Origin of the sequence: Mycobacterium sp. PS03-16, assembly GCF_004570325.1 — a bacterium.
In the GTDB taxonomy this organism is placed as follows: Bacteria; Actinomycetota; Actinomycetes; order Mycobacteriales; family Mycobacteriaceae; genus Mycobacterium.
In genome coordinates this window covers 216,620-238,640 of the sequence record NZ_SPQO01000001.1, presented here as the reverse complement: position 1 = coordinate 238,640, position 22,021 = coordinate 216,620, and the positions used below count along the sequence as shown (strand labels likewise).

Annotated in this window: 14 protein-coding genes, 1 pseudogene and 1 riboswitch; of the genes and pseudogenes, 7 read left to right on the top strand and 8 right to left on the bottom strand. The window is 69.1% G+C overall.

All coding sequences use genetic code 11. The features are described from left to right. Positions 1 to 9: 9 nt before the first annotated feature. Positions 10 to 3,393 carry a pyruvate carboxylase gene (locus E4P42_RS01110; RefSeq protein ID WP_135122505.1) on the top strand — a complete coding sequence of 1,128 codons (3,384 nt, stop codon included), beginning with the start codon at positions 10 to 12 and terminating at the stop codon, positions 3,391 to 3,393. A 5-nt stretch (positions 3,394 to 3,398) separates the two neighbouring features. On the opposite strand, the gene E4P42_RS01105 is transcribed toward E4P42_RS01110, so the two are convergent. Continuing rightward, positions 3,399 to 5,057: a PucR family transcriptional regulator gene (locus E4P42_RS01105; RefSeq protein WP_135122504.1), complete on the bottom strand. Its 1,659-nt coding sequence runs from the start codon at positions 5,055 to 5,057 to the stop codon at positions 3,399 to 3,401. 143 nt (positions 5,058 to 5,200) lie between these two features. Here E4P42_RS01105 and npdG point away from each other — a divergent pair, with 143 nt between their 5' ends. Then, complete coding sequence (npdG, locus tag E4P42_RS01100; RefSeq protein WP_135122503.1) at positions 5,201 to 5,941, top strand: NADPH-dependent F420 reductase; 741 nt, start codon at positions 5,201 to 5,203, stop codon at positions 5,939 to 5,941. Positions 5,942 to 6,011: 70 nt separating this feature from the next. Here the strand turns inward: npdG and E4P42_RS01095 are convergent, their stop codons facing one another. The 3 genes from E4P42_RS01095 to E4P42_RS01085 all read right to left on the bottom strand — a co-directional run bounded on the left by E4P42_RS01095 (position 6,012) and on the right by E4P42_RS01085 (position 8,950). Beyond that, a complete protein-coding gene (locus E4P42_RS01095) occupies positions 6,012 to 6,503 on the bottom strand; it encodes a RidA family protein (protein WP_135122502.1) in 492 nt (163 codons plus the stop codon). Positions 6,504 to 6,679: 176 nt separating this feature from the next. Further along, the gene (locus E4P42_RS01090) at positions 6,680 to 8,017 is read right to left on the bottom strand and encodes an MFS transporter (protein WP_135122501.1); all 1,338 of its coding nucleotides are present in this window, start codon (positions 8,015 to 8,017) and stop codon (positions 6,680 to 6,682) included. A gap of 252 nt (positions 8,018 to 8,269) precedes the next feature. Continuing rightward, complete coding sequence (locus tag E4P42_RS01085) at positions 8,270 to 8,950, bottom strand: DUF6766 family protein (protein ID WP_245233833.1); 681 nt, start codon at positions 8,948 to 8,950, stop codon at positions 8,270 to 8,272. A gap of 105 nt (positions 8,951 to 9,055) precedes the next feature. Between E4P42_RS01085 and E4P42_RS01080 the strand changes: the two genes are divergently transcribed. Continuing rightward, on the top strand, positions 9,056 to 11,380 hold the full coding sequence (locus E4P42_RS01080) for an AAA family ATPase (protein WP_135122499.1): 2,325 nt from the start codon (positions 9,056 to 9,058) through the stop codon (positions 11,378 to 11,380). Between the two features lie 150 nt (positions 11,381 to 11,530). On the opposite strand, the gene E4P42_RS01075 is transcribed toward E4P42_RS01080, so the two are convergent. Then, positions 11,531 to 13,051: an SIR2 family protein gene (locus E4P42_RS01075; RefSeq protein WP_135122498.1), complete on the bottom strand. Its 1,521-nt coding sequence runs from the start codon at positions 13,049 to 13,051 to the stop codon at positions 11,531 to 11,533. 86 nt (positions 13,052 to 13,137) lie between these two features. Next, positions 13,138 to 13,248: riboswitch (SAM riboswitch) on the top strand. Between the two features lie 32 nt (positions 13,249 to 13,280). On the opposite strand from E4P42_RS01075, the gene E4P42_RS01070 reads away from it, so the two are divergent. Next, positions 13,281 to 13,694, top strand: a complete 414-nt coding sequence (locus tag E4P42_RS01070) for a hypothetical protein (protein ID WP_135122497.1) — start codon at positions 13,281 to 13,283, stop codon at positions 13,692 to 13,694. 2 nt (positions 13,695 to 13,696) lie between these two features. On the opposite strand, the gene E4P42_RS01065 is transcribed toward E4P42_RS01070, so the two are convergent. Continuing rightward, positions 13,697 to 14,350, bottom strand: coding sequence for an NUDIX domain-containing protein (locus tag E4P42_RS01065; protein WP_135122496.1), 654 nt, complete (start codon positions 14,348 to 14,350; stop codon positions 13,697 to 13,699). Between the two features lie 69 nt (positions 14,351 to 14,419). Between E4P42_RS01065 and E4P42_RS01060 the strand changes: the two are divergent. Next, a pseudogene (locus E4P42_RS01060) lies at positions 14,420 to 15,844 on the top strand (ADP-ribosylglycohydrolase family protein); the annotation flags it as partial. Positions 15,845 to 16,564: 720 nt separating this feature from the next. Here the strand turns inward: E4P42_RS01060 and E4P42_RS01055 are convergent. Next, positions 16,565 to 17,302 (bottom strand): ribonuclease T(2), encoded by a 738-nt coding sequence (locus tag E4P42_RS01055; protein ID WP_245233832.1) that lies wholly within the window; start codon positions 17,300 to 17,302, stop codon positions 16,565 to 16,567. Positions 17,303 to 17,445: 143 nt separating this feature from the next. Between E4P42_RS01055 and E4P42_RS01050 the strand changes: the two genes are divergently transcribed. Both E4P42_RS01050 and E4P42_RS01045 read left to right on the top strand, forming a co-directional pair. Next, entirely contained in the window at positions 17,446 to 19,539 is a 2,094-nt protein-coding gene (locus tag E4P42_RS01050; RefSeq protein ID WP_245233831.1) for a hypothetical protein, read from the top strand. After that, on the top strand, positions 19,529 to 20,863 hold the full coding sequence (locus E4P42_RS01045) for a hypothetical protein (protein WP_135122493.1): 1,335 nt from the start codon (positions 19,529 to 19,531) through the stop codon (positions 20,861 to 20,863). The genes E4P42_RS01050 and E4P42_RS01045 overlap by 11 nt, the downstream gene beginning before the upstream one ends. A gap of 266 nt (positions 20,864 to 21,129) precedes the next feature. Here the strand turns inward: E4P42_RS01045 and E4P42_RS27280 are convergent, their stop codons facing one another. After that, positions 21,130 to 21,984: a hypothetical protein gene (locus E4P42_RS27280; RefSeq protein WP_245233830.1), complete on the bottom strand. Its 855-nt coding sequence runs from the start codon at positions 21,982 to 21,984 to the stop codon at positions 21,130 to 21,132. Positions 21,985 to 22,021: the final 37 nt, after the last annotated feature.

Genomic DNA, 22,021 nt, shown 5'->3' with positions numbered 1-22,021 from the left:
GAGGCACGAATGCTGTCGAAACTGTTGGTCGCCAACCGCGGCGAAATCGCGATCCGGGCGTTTCGCGCCGCGTTCGAGCTGGGGATCGACACGGTCGCGGTGTACGCGTTCGAGGACCGCAATTCGCTGCACCGGCTCAAGGCCGACGAGTCTTATCAGATCGGTGAGATCGGCCATCCGGTCCGGGCATATCTGTCCGTGGACGAGATCATCCGCGTGGCCCGCGACGCCGGCGCCGACGCGGTGTATCCGGGGTACGGATTTCTCTCGGAGAGTTCGCGATTGGCGTCGGCGTGTGCGGGGGCGGGGATCACGTTCATCGGGCCGAGCCCCTCGGTGCTCGACCTGACCGGGAACAAGGCGCGGGCGATCGCCGCCGCCCGCGAGGCGGGGTTACCCGTGCTGGCGTCGTCGGCGCCGTCGGCGTCGGCCGACGAGGTGGTCGCCGCCGGCGAAACCATGCGACTCCCCCTGTTCGTCAAAGCGGTCTCCGGCGGTGGCGGCCGGGGTATGCGGCGGGTCGCCGACCTCACCGGGCTGCGTGAGGCGGTCGAAACGGCCTCGCGTGAAGCGGACTCCGCCTTCGGTGATCCCCGCGTCTACCTGGAAGAGGCGGTGGTCCACCCCCGCCACATCGAAGTGCAGATCCTCGCCGATTCCCACGGCGACGTGGTGCACCTGTTCGAACGGGACTGCAGCGTGCAGCGCCGCCACCAGAAGGTCATCGAGATGGCGCCGGCGCCGAACCTCGACGACGACCTCCGGCAGCGGATCTGTTCGGATGCGGTCGCTTTCGCGCGTCACATCGGGTACACCGGCGCGGGCACCGTGGAGTTCCTCCTCGACGGGTCCGGCGAGTACGTCTTCATCGAGTGCAATCCGCGGATCCAGGTCGAACACACGGTGACCGAGGAGATCACCGACGTCGACCTGGTCGCAGCACAACTCCGTCTCGCATCCGGGCAGACCCTGCCCGACATCGGCCTGCACCAGGACACGCTGACGATCCGCGGCGCCGCCGTGCAGTGCCGTATCACCACCGAGAACCCCGCCGACGGGTTCCAGCCCGACACCGGCCGGATCACCGGGTACCGGTCGCCGGGAGGGGCGGGCATCCGCCTGGACGGCGGCACCCACATCGGTGCGGAGATCGCCGGGCACTTCGATTCGATGCTGGTCAAATTGACGTGCCGCGGCGGCGATTTCGCTGCCGCGCTGTCCCGATCCCGGCGCGCGCTGGCCGAATTCCGGATCCGCGGTGTGTCGACGAACATCCCGTTCCTGCAGGCCGTCCTCGACGACGCCGACTTCGCCGCCGGACGTGTCACCACCTCGTTCATCGACGAGCGGCCGGAACTGCTCACCGCGCGCACCCATGCCGACCGGGGCACCCGGATCCTGAACTACCTCGCCGATGTGACGGTCAACCAGCCCCACGGCCCGCGCCCCACAACGGTGTACCCGCACGACAAACTGCCCCCGATCGACCTCGACGCGCCGCCGCCTGCGGGAAGCAAGCAACGCCTGACCGACCTGGGCCCCGCCGGCTTCGCGCGATGGCTGCGGGAATCGCCGTCGCTCGCGGTGACCGACACGACGTTCCGAGACGCGCACCAGTCGCTGCTGGCCACCCGGGTGCGCACGTCGGGCCTGTTGGCGGTCGCCCCGCATGTGGCGCGACTGACGCCGCAGCTGCTGTCGGTGGAGTGCTGGGGCGGCGCCACCTACGACGTCGCGCTGCGGTTCCTCAAAGAAGATCCGTGGGAGCGTCTCGCCGCGTTGCGGGAGGCGATGCCGAACATCTGCCTGCAGATGCTGCTGCGTGGCCGCAACACCGTCGGCTACACGTCCTTCCCGCCGCGCGTGGCCCAGGCGTTCGTGGCCGAGGCCGCCGCGACGGGCATCGACATCTTCCGGATCTTCGATGCGCTGAACAACGTCGAGAACATGCGCCCGGCGATCGACGCGGTGCTGGACACGGGTACCGCGGTCGCCGAGGTCGCCATGTCCTACACCGGTGATCTCTCCGATCCCGACGAGAACCTCTACACCCTCGACTACTACCTCAAGCTGGCCGAGCAGATCGTCGACGCGGGCGCCCACGTGCTCGCCATCAAGGACATGGCCGGCCTACTGCGGCCGCCGGCTGCCGCCACCCTGGTGACCGCCCTGCGGTCGCGGTTCGACCTGCCCCTGCACATCCACACCCACGACACCCCCGGTGGACAGCTGGCGACCTACCTGGCGGCATGGCAGGCCGGGGCGAACGCGGTGGACGGCGCCGCCGCGCCGCTGGCCGGTACCACCAGCCAACCTGCGTTGTCCTCGATCGTGGCCGCGACGGCCCATACGCCGTTCGACACGGGACTCAGCCTGGAGGCGGTGTGCGAGCTGGAACCGTACTGGGAAGCGCTGCGAAAGAGCTACGCACCGTTCGAGTCCGGGCTGCCCGCTCCGACGGGACGGGTGTACACCCACGAGATTCCCGGCGGCCAGCTGTCGAACCTGCGACAGCAGGCCGCCGCCCTGGGTCTGGGCGACAGGTTCGAACAGATCGAATCCACCTACGCCGCCGCCGATCGCATCCTCGGCAGACTGGTGAAGGTCACCCCGTCGAGCAAGGTGGTGGGAGATCTGGCCCTGGCACTGGTCGGCGCCGGGGTGTCGGCGGACGATTTCGCCGCCGATCCGGCGCGGCACGACATCCCCGACAGTGTCATCGGTTTCCTGCGCGGCGAGCTCGGTGACCCGCCCGGCGGTTGGCCCGAACCGCTGCGCACCAAGGCGCTCGCCGGGCGGGGAGCCGCCCGGGCCGAGGAGCCGCTGGCACCCGAAGACGATGAGGCGCTGCGGCACCCGGGGCAGGCCCGGCGCGACACCCTCAACCGGCTCCTGTTCCCGGGTCCGGCAGCGGAATTCGCGGCGCACCGCGAGGAGTTCGGTGACACCTCGGGGCTGAGCGCCAACCAGTTCTTCTACGGTCTGCGGCACGGTGAGGAACACCGGGTCGAACTCGAACGCGGCGTGCAGTTGCTGATCGGGCTCGAGGCGATCTCCGATCCCGACGAACACGGGATGCGCACGGTGCTGTGCATCCTCAACGGCCAGCTGCGCCCGGTCCTGGTGCGCGACCGCAGCATCGACAGCGTCGCCCCCCCCTTGGAGAAGGCCGACCGCACCAACCCCGACCACATCGCCGCGCCGTACGCCGGTGTCGTCACCGTCGGGGTGGCGGTGGGCGCCGAGGTGCGCGCCGGCCAGACGGTCGCCACCATCGAAGCCATGAAGATGGAAGCCGCCATCACCGCGCCCCACGCCGGCACGGTCGAACGGATCGCGGTTCCCGGTGTCTCCCACGTGGAGGGCGGCGATCTGCTGATGCTGATCAGCTGAGGGGCTTATCGGGGGCGCTGGGTGAGGATCCGCTGCATCTCGGTGATCTGCAACGCGATTCCGATCTGGATCGCCAGCGGGGTGCTGGTGCTGAACGGGCCGAGGAGCCGTTCGAGCTTGGCCAGCCGGTAGCGCAGGGTGTTGTAGTGGAAGTGCAGGTTGCGCGCCGCCTCGGCCATGTTCATGTTGTGCTGGATCAACGTCTCCAGAGTCTGGAACATCTCCGACCGCTCCGGCTCGCTCATGCTCAGCACGGGTCCGAGCGTCTCTTCGGCGAAGGTCAGCAGTTCGTCGTCACCGACCTGGGCGAGCAGCCGGAACAGACCGAGCTCGCCGTACGCGGTGACCGCACCGGTCCCCGACACGCGAGGTCCCAGCCGCAGCGCGGTACGCGCCTCCTGGTAGGCGGTCGAGACGCCGGCCGGTCCCGGATACGGTCGGCTGATCCCGATGGCGTACTGGCTGTGCGTGAACCGCGCGACCTCGTCCTGCACGGCGCGCGCCACGGCGAGCGTGTCCTGACCGGCGCCGATGACGGCGACCAGTTCGGAGCCCAGGCCGGCCGCCGCGGCCATGCGGTCTCTGCTGCGGACCGCCGAGGCCCAGAACTCGATGGCGCGGTCGTCGGCCAGCCGGGACCGTCGTTTGGTCGGCTGGGCGTCATCGGTGGCGCCCTCGCGCCGCCCCACCAGCACGACGATGTCGCGCTCCAGATTCCACCCGAAGCCCGATCCCAGTGACGCGTAGTCATCCGGCTGGGTGTCGGTGCCGGAGATCAACTCGAACAGGGCGTTGGAGGAGAAGCGCCGCTCCACCGCCTGCACCGCGAGGTCACGGGTCACCTCCAGCGCCGCGACGATGGCGGCCTGACCGACCGCGACCATGCTGAACTCGCCGAACGGCCGATCGGCTTCGACGGCCACGACGAAGCCGTGATGCAGACGGCCGGCGCGGATCTCACGCGAGGCCCAGCGCCTGCCGGTGCCCTCGTGGGTGTGCGAGCCGGTCGGCCCCAGCCGCAGCACGTCCGCGGACTGCGCTTCCAGCAGCTCCACACCGGCCAGCAGGGTCTGGTCACCGGCGTGCGCCAGCACGGCGCCGTGGCGGTCGGTGATCGCGACACAGGCGTCGCCGAGGAAGCTGGACAGGCTGCTGGCGAGTTCGAGGAGACCACCTCCGGACAGCGTGATGGCCAGGAAAGTGTGATGCAGCTCTTGGGCTTTCGCCAACGCCGAGGCCTGGCGGTTGACGATGATGCCGAACGCCCGGGTGAGAATGTCATCGAAGCGGATGGACTCGGGGATCACGACCAGCGGGAGCCCGATCTGATCGGCCGCGTCGATCATCCCCTGACTGAGCTCGGGCATGTAGCGGTCGAGTTTGACGCCGAACCCCGCGACTCCGAGGCGGTGCAGATCAACCAGCAGCTTTCCCTGGTCCCCACCGTCGCGGGGCAGCGGATAGCCGGTGGCCAAGAGGAATTCGTCCTTGCGGACCCATCGGCCGATGTCGGGCACGGTCATCACGTTCACCGCGCTGATCGCCCGGTCCAGGCCCGATCCGCCCGCCACCAGCTCGGCGCCGGCCAGCACCTCGTCGTTGAGCAGCTCGCCGAGGGTCAGGACCTCACTCGCGTTCGGCGTCACCGCATTCGGAGTTTCCATGACCTCCCCATCCTAGCGCTTATTGCCAACAATCGGGGCGATACTTGGCAGAGTTCGCCATGGGTTTGTGCGGTCGGTGGACCCTACGGTGGCTGTACCCGGCCACTTAATCAGTAAGGGCTGATTCGCATGAGGAGCGCGCCGTGACGCACAGCTTGACATCCCCCGTAGCAATCGACAGCGCTGTGCGCGAGACGGTTTCCATCCTGGGCGGCACCGGCCACCTGGGCTTCGGGCTCGCGCTGCGGTTGGGCGGCGCCGGCTACACCGTGTGCATCGGTTCGCGTGACGCCGAGCGCGCGCGGCGGGCGGCCGCGAACGCCTGCGAACTCGTCGGCAACGGCTCGATCATCGGCGGTCTGAACGAGGACGCCGTCACCGCGGCGGACCGCCTGGTGATCGCCGCCGTGCCGTTTGTCAGCCACGTGCCCGTGCTGCGCAGCGTGGCGGACCGCTGGCGGCCCGGTCAGGTGCTGCTGGACACCACCGTTCCGCTCGCCACCGCGGTGGGCGGTCGACCCACCCACCTGGTCGAGCCGTGGCACGGGTCGGCGGCCCAGCAGGCACGCGCGGCCATCCCCGATCATGTCGCGCTGGCCGCCGGACTGCACACCATCAGCGCTGCGGTGCTGCGGGATACGGGCCGCCCGCTCGATCAGGACACGCTGATCTGCGGCGATCGGGCCGCGAAAACCGTTGTCACCGAGGCTCTGGACGGTATCGAGGGGCTCCGGGTCGTCGATGCCGGCCCCTTGGAGATGAGCCGCCTGCTGGAAGGCCTCACGCCCGTGCTGATCGGCATCAACATCCGCAACAAGACCCACGCCGGGATCCAGGTGACGCATCTGCATGCCCGTGCGATGCCCGAGGCGGCCACTGCCTGAAGCGCGGGTCATCCTGACCCTCGCCGGACTGCGCCCCGTGTCGTTCCGACACGGGGCGCTTTCCATGTCGTCACGCTACTTCGACGATCAGCTCCACCTCGACGGGGGCGTTCAGCGGCAGTTCCGCGACGCCCACTGCTGAGCGCGCGTGCTGCCCCGCGTCACCGAACACCGACACCAGCAGGTCGCTGGCCCCGTTGATCACCGCCGGCTGTCCGGTGAAACCCGGTGCCGAGGCGACGAATCCGACGACCTTCACCACGCGGACGATGGAGTCGAGATCGGTCAGGGCGGCGAGCGCGGCCAGCGCGTTCAACGTACAGATACGCGCGGCGTCGACCGCGTCCTCCGGGGACACGTCCGCGCCCACCTTGCCCCGATGGGCCAACGTCCCCGACACGAGCGGAAGCTGACCCGAGGTGTAGATGAGGTTCGCCGTGCGCACCGCCGGGACATAGCTGGCGACCGGCGCCGCGAGCGCCGGCAGCGCCAGCCCGATGTCGTTGAGTCGCTGCACTGTTCTGGTGTGTCGGTCAACAGTGGTCGCGGAGGCGTCAGCCATCGTCATCCTTTCGTCGGGTACCCCCATGGTTCCCGCGACCCTGCCGGGCGGTCCAGTAGTCAGTTCTGCGGCGTGTTGAGCAGTGTCAGTGAGCAATCCCGTTGTCGCGCAGGGTCTGGAAACGCGTCAGCCGCCGGACTGGATCGACCAGTCCGGCGGCTGAGGCGCCCGCCCTGTCAGGTCCTGGGGTTCACCGCCGTCTGCGCCACCGGCACGGGTACCTCGGCGTCGGTCGGCGCCTTGACCGTGTCAGGCTCCTCACCCTGGTGCGCGGTCAGGAAGATGGTGGCCGCGACCGACAGCACTGCCGCCACGCCGATGTAGACACCGAACGTCACCACGGTCCCGGTCGACGCGATGAGCGCGGCCGCCGCCAGCGGGGTCAGGCCGCTGCCGAAGATGGAGCCGAGCTGGTAGCCCATCGAGATACCGGAGTATCCGACCCGGGTGTCGTAGATGCTGGCGAAGAAGGCCGCCATGGTTCCGTAGGTCGCCGCGTACGGGATGAAGATCAGCAGGTAGCCCAGCAGGGCGAGGCCGAAGCTGCCGGTGTCGAGCAGCATGACCCAGGGGATGCCCATGAGGCCCATGCCGACGTTGCCGATCAGGAACACCTTCTTGATGCCCACCTTGTCCCCGATGTGGGCGAAGGTCGGGATCATGATCAGCACGGCGATCTGGCAGAGCAGGATCAGGAGCAGCATCTGGCTGTAGCTGAAGTCGAGGGTGTTGGTGCCGTAGCTGAGGCTGTACACCGCGGCGCCGTAGATGACCACGCCGTGGACGAGGTACGCACCGGCCATCAGGATCACCTGCTTGCGGTACTTGCGGAGCACGCTGACCAGCGGACTGGTCTCCTTCTTGTTTCCCCGCTCGATCTTCTTGAACTCCGGGCTCTCCTCGACCTTCAGGCGGATGATGAGTCCGACGACCACGAGCAGGAAGCTGCCCAGGAACGGGATGCGCCAGCCCCATGCGAGGAGGGCCTCCTGCGACATCACGGCTGTGGTGATCAAGAAGACGCCGTTGGCGATGATCTGTCCGGCCGGCGAGCCCGCCTGCACCCAGCTGCCGTACAGGCCGCGCCGGTGTTTGGGCGCATGCTCGACGGTCATGAGGACGGCGCCGCCGTATTCGCCGCCCACCGAGAGTCCCTGGATGAAGCGGAGCGCCACGAGGATCAGTGGCGCCGCGACGCCGATCGAGTCATAGGTCGGCAGGAGGCCGATCGCGCCGGTGGCGCAGCCCATGACGACGAGCGTCATGACGAGCATGGGCCGGCGGCCGACTTTGTCCCCGAAGTGGCCGACGATCAGCCCGCCGAGCGGCCGGGCGAGGAACGCGACACCGAACGTCGCGAATGAGAGCAGGGTGCCGACCAGCGGGTCCTGGGCGGGGAAGAAGACGTGGCGGAAGACCAGTGCGCTGGCCGTGCCGTAGATGAAGAAGTCGTACCATTCGATGGTCGTGCCGACGAAACTGCCGAGCGTGGCCTTCTTTGCGGGCGTGAGCATCGGAACCTTTCTTGTCCCTCGACTCGGGGGCTATGTCAGTGGACGAGGATGTGAGACACATCACGCTAGGTTCGGCGCGTGAGTAAGCACACGTATCGAGGAGACAAGGTCGTCGCGATCTCTTTGGCACACAATGCCAACCGATCCGGCACACGCCATCGTCCGATTAACTTGCCAGATCGATGAGCCGCGCAGGTTCGGGTGGCTGCTGGGTTTGCTGGCGTGGCTCATGCACATCGGCACGCTGAAGTGTCACGCGCTGGTCTCGCGGTGCGGATCGGCGACCGGCTTGGACTCCGCCGAGCTGCGCTGGCGCAGGAAGATCGACAGGCCGACGATCGCCGCCACCGCGATGAACTCGCTCTGCCAGTTCTGCATCGACTCGAACCAGAACTGCGAGGTGGTGAGGTACCGCCACAGCGAGATCGGCGCCTGGCCGTGCTGCGCCCCCTCCTCGTTGTACGCCGCGACACCGCCGATGGCGTGCAGCGCCCAGGATGCGAAGAACAACGCGAAAAACGCGATGGCCAAGGAGTTCTCGTACACCTTGAGTATCCATCCGCCCCGGCGGACGGGCCACGGCGTCGTCGCGGTGACGTGCGCATCGAGCGGATTCGCGTCCTGCGGCGCCGGCTTGCCCGTCGGCTTGGACTCGGCCGAGCCCCGCTGGTAGAGGAACGCCGTCAACACGACGTACATCCCCATCTGCAGGAACTCCGACTCCCAGTTCTCGAACGTCGCCTCGAGGAAATGGCCGGTCGTGACGTACGCGACGACCGAGATGGTGTCGCGTGACCCGTGGTCGTGCTGTTCCTGGTTGTAGGTGGCCGCACCCGACACGATCATGCCGGCGAAGAACACCGCGAACAGGCCGAGGCAGGCAAGCAGCAGGCCGTTGTCACGAATCCAGTTGCGGGGCGGTTCGCGCGTCACCGACCAAGTATTCACCGCCGGATCGCGGTGAGCCGGGACCTCGGGCCGGCGGGAGTGTGCCGCCGGTCTGGCCGTGTCGAGCCGGCGCCGCGCTACAGTGCGGCAATGGCCGGCATCGTCCTCACCGACGAGTTCCGCCACGCGCTGGACCTCCTGGCCGGTGGCCGCCACCTGTTCCTGACCGGTAAGGCAGGCACCGGCAAGTCCACGCTGATCCGGCGGTTCATGGCCGCCACCGACCGCAACGTCGTGGTGGTCGCGCCGACCGGCATCGCCGCGCTCAACGTCGACGGCTACACCATCCACCGACTGTTCGGGTTCCGCACCACGACGACGCTCGACGACATCCGCAACGGCGCGTATCGGCCGGGACGGTTCACCAAGACGCTGGCGTCGCTGCAGACGCTGATCATCGACGAGACCTCGATGGTGCGCGCGGACGTCTTCGATATGGTGGCCGCCGCGCTCGAGCGGTTCGGCCCCGTGCCCGACGCACCGTTCGGCGGGGTGCAGATCGTCCTGGTCGGTGACCTGTACCAGCTGCCGCCGGTGGTCAGCGAACATGAGGCCGGCTTTTTCACGTCTGCGTATGAGACGCCGTACTTCTTCTCCGCCCGGTCGTTCCGGCGCGAGGACTTCCCGACCGTCTCACTGACGACGGTGTTCCGGCAGCTCGGCGACGACCGGATGACCGCGATTCTGAACGAGATTCGCGAAGGTGTGCTGCTCGGCCATGCGCAGCAGCAGCTCAATGCCCGCGCCGACGCCGAGTTCGTCCCGCCCGACGACGAGTTCTGGCTGACGCTGGCGCCGACTAATCGGCTGGTCACCGCCCGCAACCGCCAGCACCTCGAACGGCTACCCGGCGACGAGATGGTGCATGAGGCCCGCGCGTCCGGGGACCTGTCGCTGTTCGAGCCGCCCGTCGAGGAGACGCTGCGGTTCAAGGTCGGCGCGCAGGTGATGATGCTCAACAACGACCAGGGCGACCGCTGGGTCAACGGCAGCATCGGCCGCGTGGTCGGCGTCGGGTACGACCGCTACGGCGCGGTGGTGGAGGTGGAGTTCCCCGACGGCTCGGTCGCCGAGGTTGCCCCGTTCACGTGGGACGCGACGCGGCCGGTGGTGTCCGGTTCGTCGCTGAGCCGCGAGGTCATCGGCTCCTACACCCAGTTGCCGTTCAAGCTGGCGTGGGCGATCACGATCCACAAGAGCCAGGGCCAGACGCTGGACCGGGTGATCGTCGACCTCACCGGCGGCATGTTCTCCACCGGTCAGCTCTACGTCGCGCTAAGCCGCTGCACGTCGCTGGCCGGGTTGGTGCTGAAACGCCCTGTGCTGCCGAAGGATCTGAAGACGGACCGGCGCATCGCCCGGTTCCTGCGGGTGTCTGCCGGGGGTTCCGGCGCGCGGCGGTACTGCGCGATCGGCATGTTGGCGGTCGGCGACGAGGGGCGGATGTCGCGGCCGCGGCCGGTCGAGCTGGCGGTGGCGTTCGACGACGGCACCGCGGTGTCGACGCTGATCAACCCGCAGCGCGACCTCGCGGACGCCCGAACGGCGTTCGGCATCACGGTGTCCGATGTGCTGCTGGCGCCGACGCTGCGCGAGGCGTGGGCGGTGATCGCGCCGATGCTGGCCGGCTGCATTCCGGTCGGTCGCGACGTCGACGAGCAGCTGGGGCTGATCGACTTCGAGTTGAAGCGCCTGGGTTTCGTGACGGCGATGCCGCTGGGTGTGGAGCTGCGCCGGGCGCGGGTGTCGGGGCGTACCGCGTTGGAGCGGGCGCGGTCGGCGTTGTCGGCGTTGTCCGGCCTGCCTGCCGAGGACGGGTCGTCGCCGTTCGAGGAGCCGGATTCCGTTGAGACTTTCGGATTGTTGGTGAGTCGCGATCCCGACGAGCCGACGCCGGTGGCCGACCACCTGCCGGGCTTGTCGGCGCTGCTGCGGATCAGCCGTGACGTGGGCGCGGTGCTGTTGGGGGCGTCGGTGGCATTGGACTTGGACGCGGATGCGTCTGTGCGGCAGTCGGTGGCGGATCAGCTGCAGGCCGCGGCGGCGCGAGTGCAGCTGCCGAAGGAGGTGGCGGCGCGGTTGGAGGAGGCGTCGCGGCTGCTGGGGGTTCCGATAGACACGGCGGGGCTGTGCTCCGGCGAGGAGGACATCGCGGCGACGCTGACGCCGGGGATGCGGATCTGCTTTACCGGCACGGCGCAGGACAGCTCGGGCCGGATCGTGGAGCGGCCGGAGATGGAGCGGCTGGCCGCTGCAGCGGGGCTGACGCCGGTCAAGACGGTGTCGAAGACGCGCTGCGATGTGCTGGTGACCGCGGAGGTGGGCACGCAGTCGGGCAAGGCGCGCAAGGCTTTGGAGTACGGGAAGCCGGTGTTCTGCGCGGAGGAGTTCTTCGCGTGGCTGGCGGGGCGGTGAGGGCTGCGCGCGAAAGAGCAGCCATGGTCGTGATCGGCGACTCGCCGCAGCCATGAGCGCTCACTCGCGAGGTGCGTCGGGACGAGTTTCGGCTCCATCGCCCACCGAGTCCACTCGCGACAGGCGCGGCTTGCGCCCGTTTGAGCGCCGCTAACCGAGCAACTCGTCGTCGGCTCCCAACGCACGCAGGCAGTCGGCCACCTGCTGCCACCCGCTGCTCGACCTCACTTCCGGCCCAGCGTTCTTGACCAGCCCGATGAGCAGGTCTCGCAATCTCGAGTCGGGATCGGAGAGGCCGCTGGCGTAGCGGTCGTCGAGCAGATACTCACTGGCCCGGTCACTTCGAGTCGCAGCCGCCCACACCAGGCGGTCGAGGAAGATTTCCAACGTCCGAGCGCCGTCCTCGCGTGACGTCTTGTTCATCGCCACCATGTGAAGCTCTTTGTAGCCTGCCCGTTCCAGCCCGTCTGCCGTGAGAGCCAGGGCTGTGCCCGGGAGCGACGGCGCCTCGTCCTGAGCTCGCTGACGCACCTTCGAGACCGCTTTGGCGAGGGCGAGGAAATTGTCGTCGGTGAGGCTGAAGCCGACGAACAACAGGTGATTGGTCAACAGCAGACTCTGCACGACACCCTCCAGGGCGCGCCGCTCTTCCGGATCCTTGCCCAGCTGGTCTCTCGTCAGCACGATCGAATCGGGTTGCTGAATGTCGCCGTTGATCTTCAACAGCCACGGTGCCCCGCCGATCGCCAGCCGGCGAGTGAGCACGCGGAACTCGCCGACGGGTCGAGCCAGAGCGTTCTCCATGCAGCAGTCGAAGTTCGTGGTCACCATCCGGCGGACACCCAGGTTGGCGAGCAGCGCGTGACCGGCCGCGTGCTTGTCCGTATCCAGTTGCCGCCGAACGGCCTCGTGATATCGCGCGCCCAGCTTGTCCACGATCGGCTTCGCCGCCCGGTACTGATCCTTCTCATCGGCCGGAATTTCCAACCCGGCCTCTTCAGCCAGTGCATTGAGGAGGCGCCACCAGTCCGGCAGGCCCACGGGGACGGACACCCCGGCGCCGATGAACAGCGCGAGCTCCTGCCGCGCCGCCAAGCCGCCGAGGCGATCGGCGTGCCCGCGGAGGTCCTCCGTCAGGTCACTCCAGTCGTCGTCGTTCCGGCGCTCCTGGACGGCCGCGAAGTCGCGCCGGTCGGACAGCACCAGGGCGACGTCCGCGCTCACCGGCGAACTGCGGAAGCGCTCCAGGAGGGCGCCGATGACCTTCCCGCGATGCGAACTCAGGCCGCCGTGGCCGGTGCCGGGCAAGGGCAACCCCACCAACGGCCTGACCCGCCTGCCATGCGCTTCGACCCGCGTGGCGGCGCGACCCACTGCCGCCCACGTCCGCTGGGCAACCTGCTCCGGTGTGGCGTCGCGGTCCACATCGACTGTGGCGAAAGCGAATACCGCTCGACCGTCGGCCGCGGGAAGCTTGGCCATGCCCGCGTCGTCGAGGTCGCTGTCGAGCACCAGCCATCCTGGATTGCGCCGCGACGGCCGGAGGCTCGGCGGCAGCAGCGGCCGCCAGACCGCATTCACGTTACCTTCGGAATCGCACGGGATCAGGATGCTGTCGCAGGCCAGCCTCGTGAGGTCGCCCTGCGCAACGAACAGGTGCCCGGTCGTCACCGGTCCACGGTATCCGCGTTCGCCGTGACGCCGGGCCGGTTCGCGCCCGGGCGTACCTGTCGGGCGTCGCGGATAGGCTGGAACCGCTTCACGAGACACCGTCGCCAAGCTCCGACTCGGCGGTGCGCCAACCCCACGCTCGTGGGTGGCTCGGATGACGAAGCGGCCGACACCGACCGGTGCGGCAAGAGCGCCTCCACGGCGGAGGCCGACGGAAGACGTCAGACCGATGACCGACGCAGGACCGATCGACCCGAACACCCCTTCAACTCACCTCCGGGACAGCTGGCAACCGGGCGCCGGCTACGCCGACTCGTGGGGGCCCTACTACGCAGCGTTCTTCCCGCCCCGCCGCGTCACGTCGTGGGTGTACTGGAAGCGCATGACCACCGGCGTCAACGTCGTCCGCCGACTGTGGGATCAGCGTGAAGCACTCCGCGAGCTCTACGAGTCGTACTACGGACCCGACCCGGCGCACTGGCCCGAGCAGCATCCCGGCGTCGTCCTCGACGCGGTGCAGTGGGTGGCCCATGCCGCATGCCTGCGCTGCGCGTGGATCGACCGGCCCGGCGTCAGCATGCGCGCCGACGGCTGGCGCGACGAGGCGCAGGCCCAGGCGTCGCGCCACCAAGCGTCACGCTGATTTCAGTCCGCGCGTCGGAACAACTCGGCGGGACGGCCCCGGCCGCCGCTCGTCGTGACACCGGTCGGGACGAGCTTCGGCCCCATCGCGCGGCGGAAGGTGTCGCGCTGCGGCGCCTCGCCGGCCACCGCCTCGTGCGCCCTCCTCAGCTCGCGCAGCGTGAACTCCTCGCCGAGCAGGCGGTCCGGATCGGGTGCGTCGGCGTAGCGGGCGCGCAGGTGCTCGACGGCGCGCACGATGATGTCGGCGTGGTCGTAGGGCAGCCGCCCCGGCCGCCCGACCGGCATCAGCCGCGTCGTCTCGGCGAACCGCGACGCCAGCTGCTCGCTCTGGACCACCTGCACGTGCGCGACCGACAGCACCCACCCACGGTCGTCGCGCGCCGGGTCGTCGAACACCTGCAGCTGGCGCGGCCGCAGCCCCCGCACGTTCGCCTTTACCCGCAGCGATCGGTCGACCGCGTCGGCCAGCCGCTCCCCCTCGTGCAGGAACGTGCCGGGCAGCGCCCACCCCGGCCCCTCGTTGCGGCGCACCTGCAGCACCATCAGCCCGAGGTCGGCGTCCAACGTCAGCACCGCGGTGTCCACCGCGACCGACGGGCGCGGGTAGTCGGCGAGCGTCCGCCCGCTGCCGTCCCGGAACGATTCGTGACTCATGTCGGTGCCTCAGCGTACAGTGATACTCGATTAGCGCAGAAACGCGCTAAATGCTCGGAGGGGGATGTCATGACATCGATGAATGACCGCATCGAAGGCGTGCTGCTGGCGACGGCGGCCGGCGACGCACTCGGCGCGCCGTATGAGTTCGGCCCGGCTCGCGGTCCGGAGCTGCCGGTGGAGATGGTCGGCGGGGGCGTGTGGGAGCCCGGCGAATGGACCGACGACACGGCCATGGCGGTCGCGATCGCCGAGGTCGCCGCGACCGGCGCCGACCTGCGCGACTCGGCCGCCCAGGACGCGATCGTCGCGCGTTGGCACGAGTGGTCGCTGCGCGCCAAGGACGTCGGAATCCAGACCCGATCGGTGCTCACCGCCGCCGCCCGCGCGGGTGGGATTTCGGCGACGCGCGCCCGCGCGGAGTCGGCCCGGCTGCATGAGCGCACCGGGCGCACGGCCGGGAACGGCTCGCTGATGCGCACCGCACCGGTGGCGCTCGCCTACCTTGACGACGAGGACGGCATGGTCGACGCCGCCCGCGCGGTGAGCGAGCTGACCCACCACGATCCCGATGCCGGCGACGCCTGCGTGCTGTGGTGCAGCGCAATCCGCCACGCGGTGCTGGCTTCTGAGCTCGATGTACGAATCGGGTTGCGCCACATCGACTGGAGTCGCCGCAAGTTGTGGTCGGAACGGCTGGACGCGGCCGAGTCGGGTCGTCCGTCGTCGTTCGCGAACAACGGCTGGGTGGTGGCCGCGCTGCAGGCCGCGTGGTCGGCGATCGCCGCCACGCCGGTGCCCGTTGACGATCCGGTCCGCGGGGTGTTCCGCGCGGACCATCTGCGGCGGGCGCTGGAGGCGGCGGTGCGGGCGGGCAACGACACCGACACCGTCGCGGCGATCGCCGGCGGGCTGCTCGGCGCGGCGTACGGGGCGTCGGCGGTGCCGGTGCAGTGGCGGGCGCTGCTGCACGGGTGGCCGGGGATGACCGCGCGCGGGCTGATCGACCTGGCGTCGGCGATCCACCGCAAGGGTGAACCGGATCCCTTCGACTTCGCCTACCCGGGTTCGCCGGTCGACACCGTGGCGCGCCACCCGTACGACGCGCAGGTGGTGCTGGGCGGAATCGGCGTGCTGCGCCGGCTGCCGGCCGACGTCGAGGCGGTGGTGTCGCTGTGCCGGGTGGCCGATGGCGATGTGCCGGAGGGGATGCCGCACGTGGAGGTGCGATTGATCGACCGGGTGGCACACGACGAAAACCCGCACCTTGACTTCGTGCTGCTGGACGCGGTGCGGGCGGTCGAGCGGTTGCGCGGCGAGGGGCACACCGTGCTGGTGCACTGCGTCGGCGCCCACAGCCGTACGCCGACGATCGGTGCGCTGTACGGTGCGCGACTGAAAGGTGTGGATATCGACGAGGCGCTTGCGGACGTCACGCGGGTGTTGCCGTCCGCGCATCCGAACGGCGCGTTCCGCAAGGCTCTTCACCGTCTGCACCCGCCGCGCCTCCATCCGGCGCGCACCGCAGAGGGGACGTTCGCGTGGACCGGGGTGATCGATCCGACGATGGTGTCGGATCCGGTGGTGACGGCCGGGCACCAGCTCGCCGACGCCGCTAAGGCCGGTGACTGGCCGGCGGTGTTCGCGCTGCTCGACGATCCAAGCCGGTCGGCGGACATCAACTGGTGGCGGCCGGGCGGCAAGGCGTGGTTCACGGTGCTGCACCAGGCGGCGTGGCACGGCGCGTCCGCGAACGTCGTGGCGGAACTGCTGGAGCGTGGGGCGCTGCGATCGATCACGGACGCGCGGGGGCGAACGCCGTATGACGTGCTAGTGGAACGGCATGGCGGCGGTACGGGTGTCGCTCGGCTACTGGCGCCTCCGGTGTCGTTGCCGCCGAGGGTCATTCGGGCGATCGACCGGAATCTGGCCGAGCTGATCGACAGCCGGATCCGCGGGAAGATGTTCGACGGGCGCGACCCGCACGAGCTGCTGCGCTACCCGTCGGCGGGCATCCTGCACGAGGTGCCGGGTCGGAAGCTGTGGTTCCCGGTCCCGGAGATGTACGGCGGGTTCCACATCGTCCTGCGCGATGGCGGGCTGGACGTCCAGAGCTGGTGCCGGGTCGTCGGTGGGTCCGGTCAGGCCCATCGGATCACCGCCGACGGTGTGGTGGTGACCGAGGAGGGGTTCGTGTGACGCGGCGCGGTGCCCTCACGGCAGACTGCCGTGCCGGCACTGCGCGATCATCGGGGGACCCTCGTGCAGCGCATCGGCCAACGAGACGGCGCCGCCAGCGTCGCGCAGGGCCACCACCGGCGGCAACGACAGCCGCACGTCGACGACGACGGCTCCCGTGCCGGCACCCGTGCGACATCCGAGCCCGACCCGCTCCCCCGCGCCGGCACCGAACGCCGCGTCGACGCGCTCACGGACGGCTGCCAGCGTCAGCCTGCCGCCCGCCGCGTCGCGAAACACGGGGTCGAGGGCCTTGCGCATCTCCTCGGTCATGGCGGCTGCGTCGTTGAAGTAGTCGTCCGGCGAGACCCCTGCACACGTGCCGTGGGTGTACCACTCGTGAGGCACCAGCGCCGCGGTGTCGACGGTCGTCGACCGCAACCGATCCCGGACGTCGGCGGACAACTCCACGGGCGGTAGCTCGGACTCGCGGTCGCGCAGGTCTTTCGGCAGACCGCAGTACTGCCGGTCGGGCGGCTGCGGCCACAGGCCGTGCAGGACCAGCGTCTGGCCCGCGTTCTCGGCCTCGCCGGATTCACACGCCGCGTTCCCCGGTTCGACGGTGCAGAAGCTCGGCGCCCAGGTGAGCACCAGCCAACTCGCGGCACCGTCGTCGGAGACCATCGCCGACGGGTTCGGTGTTCGGTCGAGAACGGTCACGCCGTAGGTGACGGCGGCGACCACGACCGCGGCCAGAGCCGAGGAAATCGACAATACGGCTACGTCGCCTCGCCGCATGATGCACCCTTTCACACGAGGGAGCAGGACATCTCTGCGCTCACTGCACGCGCCAGCCTCCCACAACGGGGGGTCGGCGTTGCGCGATCGCCGACGAAAGGTGTTGCGAACGTGCCGCGGTGGTGGAGAAACTCCGGGTGAACGACATCGATCGGTGGTTCGACCGCACCGGGCGCCGCGAGCAACGCACGGTCTCGCTGTACGCCAGCCTGCTGACCGGCCGAATGTTCGCGTACTTCACCTATCGTCTGCGCTACGCGCTGCTCGTCGACGGTGCGACGTTCGTCGTCCACGTCGCCGAGTTCCTGATCATCCTCTCCACTCTCGGAGGTCTGGCGGCGTTCACGGTGATGATCCTGCGCGTCGGCAGCCTGATCGTCAGCGGCGCCTGGTGGGGACTGTTGGAGGTGATGCGCGAACGTCTCCGCGGGTTGTCCCTCACCCGCGATCGGGACGCCGTTGAGCGGGAGGTCGGTAGCTGGCTCGTGCTGTCGCTGATCGCCGCGACGGCCGTGACGGTCGCCGGTGCGGTGGTGGCACTGTGGCTGCTTCCCGCCGACGACGATCCGGTCGGCCTGCTGTACGCCTTCCTGGTCGTCGTCGAGCTCGCGCTGCGAATGCCGGTGCGCGTCTTGCATTCGGGCATGTACGCCACCCGCCGGATCTACCGGCCGCTGTGGACGCTCTTCGCCCCGACCGTCGTACAGATCGTGGTGATCGGCGCCGGGGTGTTCTTCTACCCCACCGCCGCCGTGGTGATCGCGATCATCGCCTCCAATGCGCTTTCGATCTGGATCACCATCCACTTCACGCTGCGGCTGTACCGGCTCAATGGCGTATCGCCTCGGCGTCGGGCCTCCGGCTCGCTTCGTGCTCGCCTACCGAGAATCCCGATGTGGCAGGGTATCGCCACCACGCTGGCGGGACTCGGCCTGCGACTCGACGCCATCGCCGTCCTGGCGATCGCGGGGATCTACGGCACGAGCACGCGTTCGTTCGACCTGACGGCCGGCTTCGAAGCATGGCGCGACATCGACGCGTTCCAGTTCTTCTATCTGACGCTGCCGCTGCTGCGCGGCGCCTATGAGGCGACGGCGGTGTTCTACTTCGATTTCGTTCGCCTACGGCGCCTTCCGGCGCTGCGTGAATACCGGTTGTGGTTCTTTCACCGGCTGCTGCTCGTCACGCCGGTCGTGACCCTGTACTTCTGGGGACTGGCGGTGGCATTGGGGCTGTTCGTCCTGCCCGGCATTCCCTTCACCTTCCTGCTGGCGCTGCTCCCCCTGTTCATCGTGCGCAGCTTCATCGGGACCTACCAGATCCGGCTGTTCGCTGAGGCCCGGTTCCGGGCGCTCAACCTGACCATCGCGTTCTCGGGGGTGCTGTTCATCCTGGTGTGGATCGATGCGAATCCCGCCTCGGACCTCGTCGAACTCACCGCGGCGATGATCGTGCTGCTGATCGTGCACATCAACGTGCAGCACCTCGAGGACCGCACACCGCCCACTGCCACCCAGTTGCCGCTCGGCGACTGGATTCGAGCGCTCGCCGGGGAAGCGGGCCCGGTGCGTGCCGGCACGATCACCGTCCCGGAGTGGATCCCGCAGCGGCAGCGGGCCGCCGCGGTCGACGTGATGCGAGCGACGTTGACGGGCAGGGGATGTCTCGCGTTCCATTCGGCGACATCGTTGGTCTTCTACGAGCGGTCGTCGGCCGGCGACCCGGACCGCCGGCCCCACCTCGCGGTGCAGAGCGTCACCGGCGGCGCGGCCAATCGGGGCCGGTTCTGGCACGAGCCAGCGCCGACCGGGCGCGACGCGCTCGACCGCATCGTCACCGCCCAGTGGATCACACCGATCACGGGAGTACCCAGAGCACCGCAGAGCCCGGACCATCTGGGGCCGCAGTTCCTCGACATCTTCCCCGACGGGGTGGTCGCCGATCTGCACACCCGCGCCGGCGCCCGGGTCATGCGGACGCTCGACGAGAACCTGGTGCCGGCGATCCTGCCGACGGCCATGAGGAGCCTCGACGACGACGCGCTGGTGGTGTCGGTGGCAGGTCGCTGGCTCTCGCCGATCTTCCACGAGAACAAGGTGCGGATGATCTTCGTCCTCCCACCCGACCCGGAGCCGGCCCGATTCCAGCGGTGGCTGCGCACCCTGCGGGCGTGGCGACTGGGCCAGTGGGAGGGCCCCGGCCATGGCGCTTGACCCAATCGACATCGACCGCTGCCTGATCGACCCGGCGACGTACGAATCCACGATTCTGCGGATCTACACCAAGCGCAACGAACGCGGGATGGGATTCGGCGAAGTAGCCGACCGGGTCACCTATTTCGATGCGGCGGCGGATCGAAAGACGTTGTCGCGCGCGATCGCCGCGAGCATCGCCGACGGCACGTACCGGCCGCAGCCCGTCGATGTCTGGTTCCTCGCAACGGGCGGGAAGCGGCGCACCGCCCACCTGGCAGGCTTCGTCGATCACATCGTCGGCTCGGCGTTGTTCAAGGTGTTGTCGCACAATGCCCGCTGCTATGGCCTGCCCGGTGTCTGGTCGTACCTGCCGGGATTGACGAACGTCGGAGCGATGCGGGCGTTCGCCGCCTACATCCGTGCCCACCGTCAGCGGGTCGGGCCGAGGGGCGGGCCGCTGTACGTGCTGCAGTCCGACTTCGAGAAGTACGGCGACAACCTCCCGGTCGGCCCGGACGCCGCGCTGTGGCGCACCCTTCGGGACGTGGCGTCGCTGGGCGCCGCCAGCGGTGAGATCAGCACTACGGCATGGGACTTGATCACCGCGCTGGTGCGTCCCGTGGTGCGCGACGCGGATGGCACGGAGTTCACCCGCCTCAACGGCGTCGCGATGGGAACTCCGCTTGTTCCACTGCTCGGGAACCTGGCCGTTGTCCCGATGGACCGGGCGATCAGTGACATCGACGGGGTGTTCTACGCCCGCTACAACGACGACTTCATGATCGCCCACCCGGATCTCGCGGTGATCCACGAGGTGGACACCCGGATCGACGCACTCGTCGCGGAATTGGGCGTCACGCGGAAGCTGAGCAAGGAGCTGCGTACCGCCCTGAGCGCGACCGGCCGACCGTGCACTGACGACCCCGCATACGGCGGTCGGGACCGGATCGACTGCCTCGGCATGTCCGTGACGGCTGCCGGGACGGTCGCGTTGGGCCCGCATCGGTTGCGCCGGTTCGTCGCTCGCATCGCGGCGCGTATCGACGGGTCGACGCCCACGCTGGCGGAGATGACGGTGCGGGAGCGGGCCCGCCACCTCGTCGCCGCCACTAACGTCATGCTCGACGTCACGAGTCCGTTCGCCGTGGCCGGATTGTCCGCGCTGCTCGACGCAACGACCGACCGAGGCTCGCTCAAGGACATGGACTACCGGATCGCTCGCAAGATCGTGCAGGCGGCGACCGGCATCCCGGGGGTGCGCGGCTTCCGACAGCTTCCGCCGGAGGTGCTGTACCGCGAGCTGGGACTGGTGTCGCTGGTCGCCCTGCGCAATACGCGGTGACCTTGCGGACGTGTCCGGCGCAGGGCTACGTTGAGGTCGGCGCGGATCCCGCACATGTGCGGTCATCCCGAGGGACCACAGAGGTTGCGGCTTTCGGTCTCTCTTTTTCGGCGTTTTCTCCCGCGCCCCCTACTCTGGCGTGCCGCTTCGGATTTCAGTCGCTTCATGATGCCAAGCGTCAACCGAGCATCGCGCAGCTGGGCAGGAGGAGGCCTGTCCGCAGTGCTTCCTCGTCCATGCCGGCGATTGGGGAAGGCTCTGGAGCCTCACCACGCATGCTCGCAGAGCGAGCAGTGCCACTGCCCCTCCATGACGCAGCAGCCACCCATGCTGATCCATGGGCCCCACGACTGGGGGTCGACGGGCATGCCGTACGCGATCGACTGGGTTCGCCGTCCGCCGCAGCGGGGACACTGCGGGTGCTCGGCGAACAGGAACTCGACGAAACTGGTGTAGCCGCCGTCCCGCATCCGGTCGCGGCAGCGTCGGCAGATGACCGCCGGCCAGTCCGTGGCCACGCTCCTCAGCGATTGGACCTGCGACGCCGCCCGCGGGTCGTCCTGCTCGCCGAGCCTGATCGGGGAATGAGGATCTGGTCGGCGGTACGGCGCGACGGTGTGGACGTGCACGTGGTCGCGCGCATCCGCCGCGGCCAGATCGATGGTGCTGCCGCATCCGTGGCAGCTGCCGTGGAAGCGCAGCAGGTTCCGGGCGGCGACGAGCGATGAGTGACCGCAGCGGTCGTACGGGTCGCCGTGGAGCCGGCTCTCGTGGATCGCCAGGATCACCGCTTCGGCGTCGTCATCGTCGAGGCGCCAACTGGTGAAGGCGTTGTCGCGGAGGTTGAGCATCATGGTCAGGGTGCTCAGGTCAACGACGTCGAGGCGATACCGGTCGGCGTCGAGCAGCGCGCCGCCCAGCCGTCCCTCGTCGCCGACCCGGGCGAGCACCGTCAGCACCGACACCGGGTCGGTGCCCAGCACCAGCATCGCGTAGTCCCCGGGGCGGGCCTCACCGAACGCATACCGCCATGGACGGTACGGCGAGCCGGGCGCGAGCAGGGTGATGACGCCGTCCTTCCAGTCAGTGGCCTCGAGGACGTGCAGGCGGTGATGGATCATTTGCGTCACCTCACGATTATCCCAGCCGGGTATGACA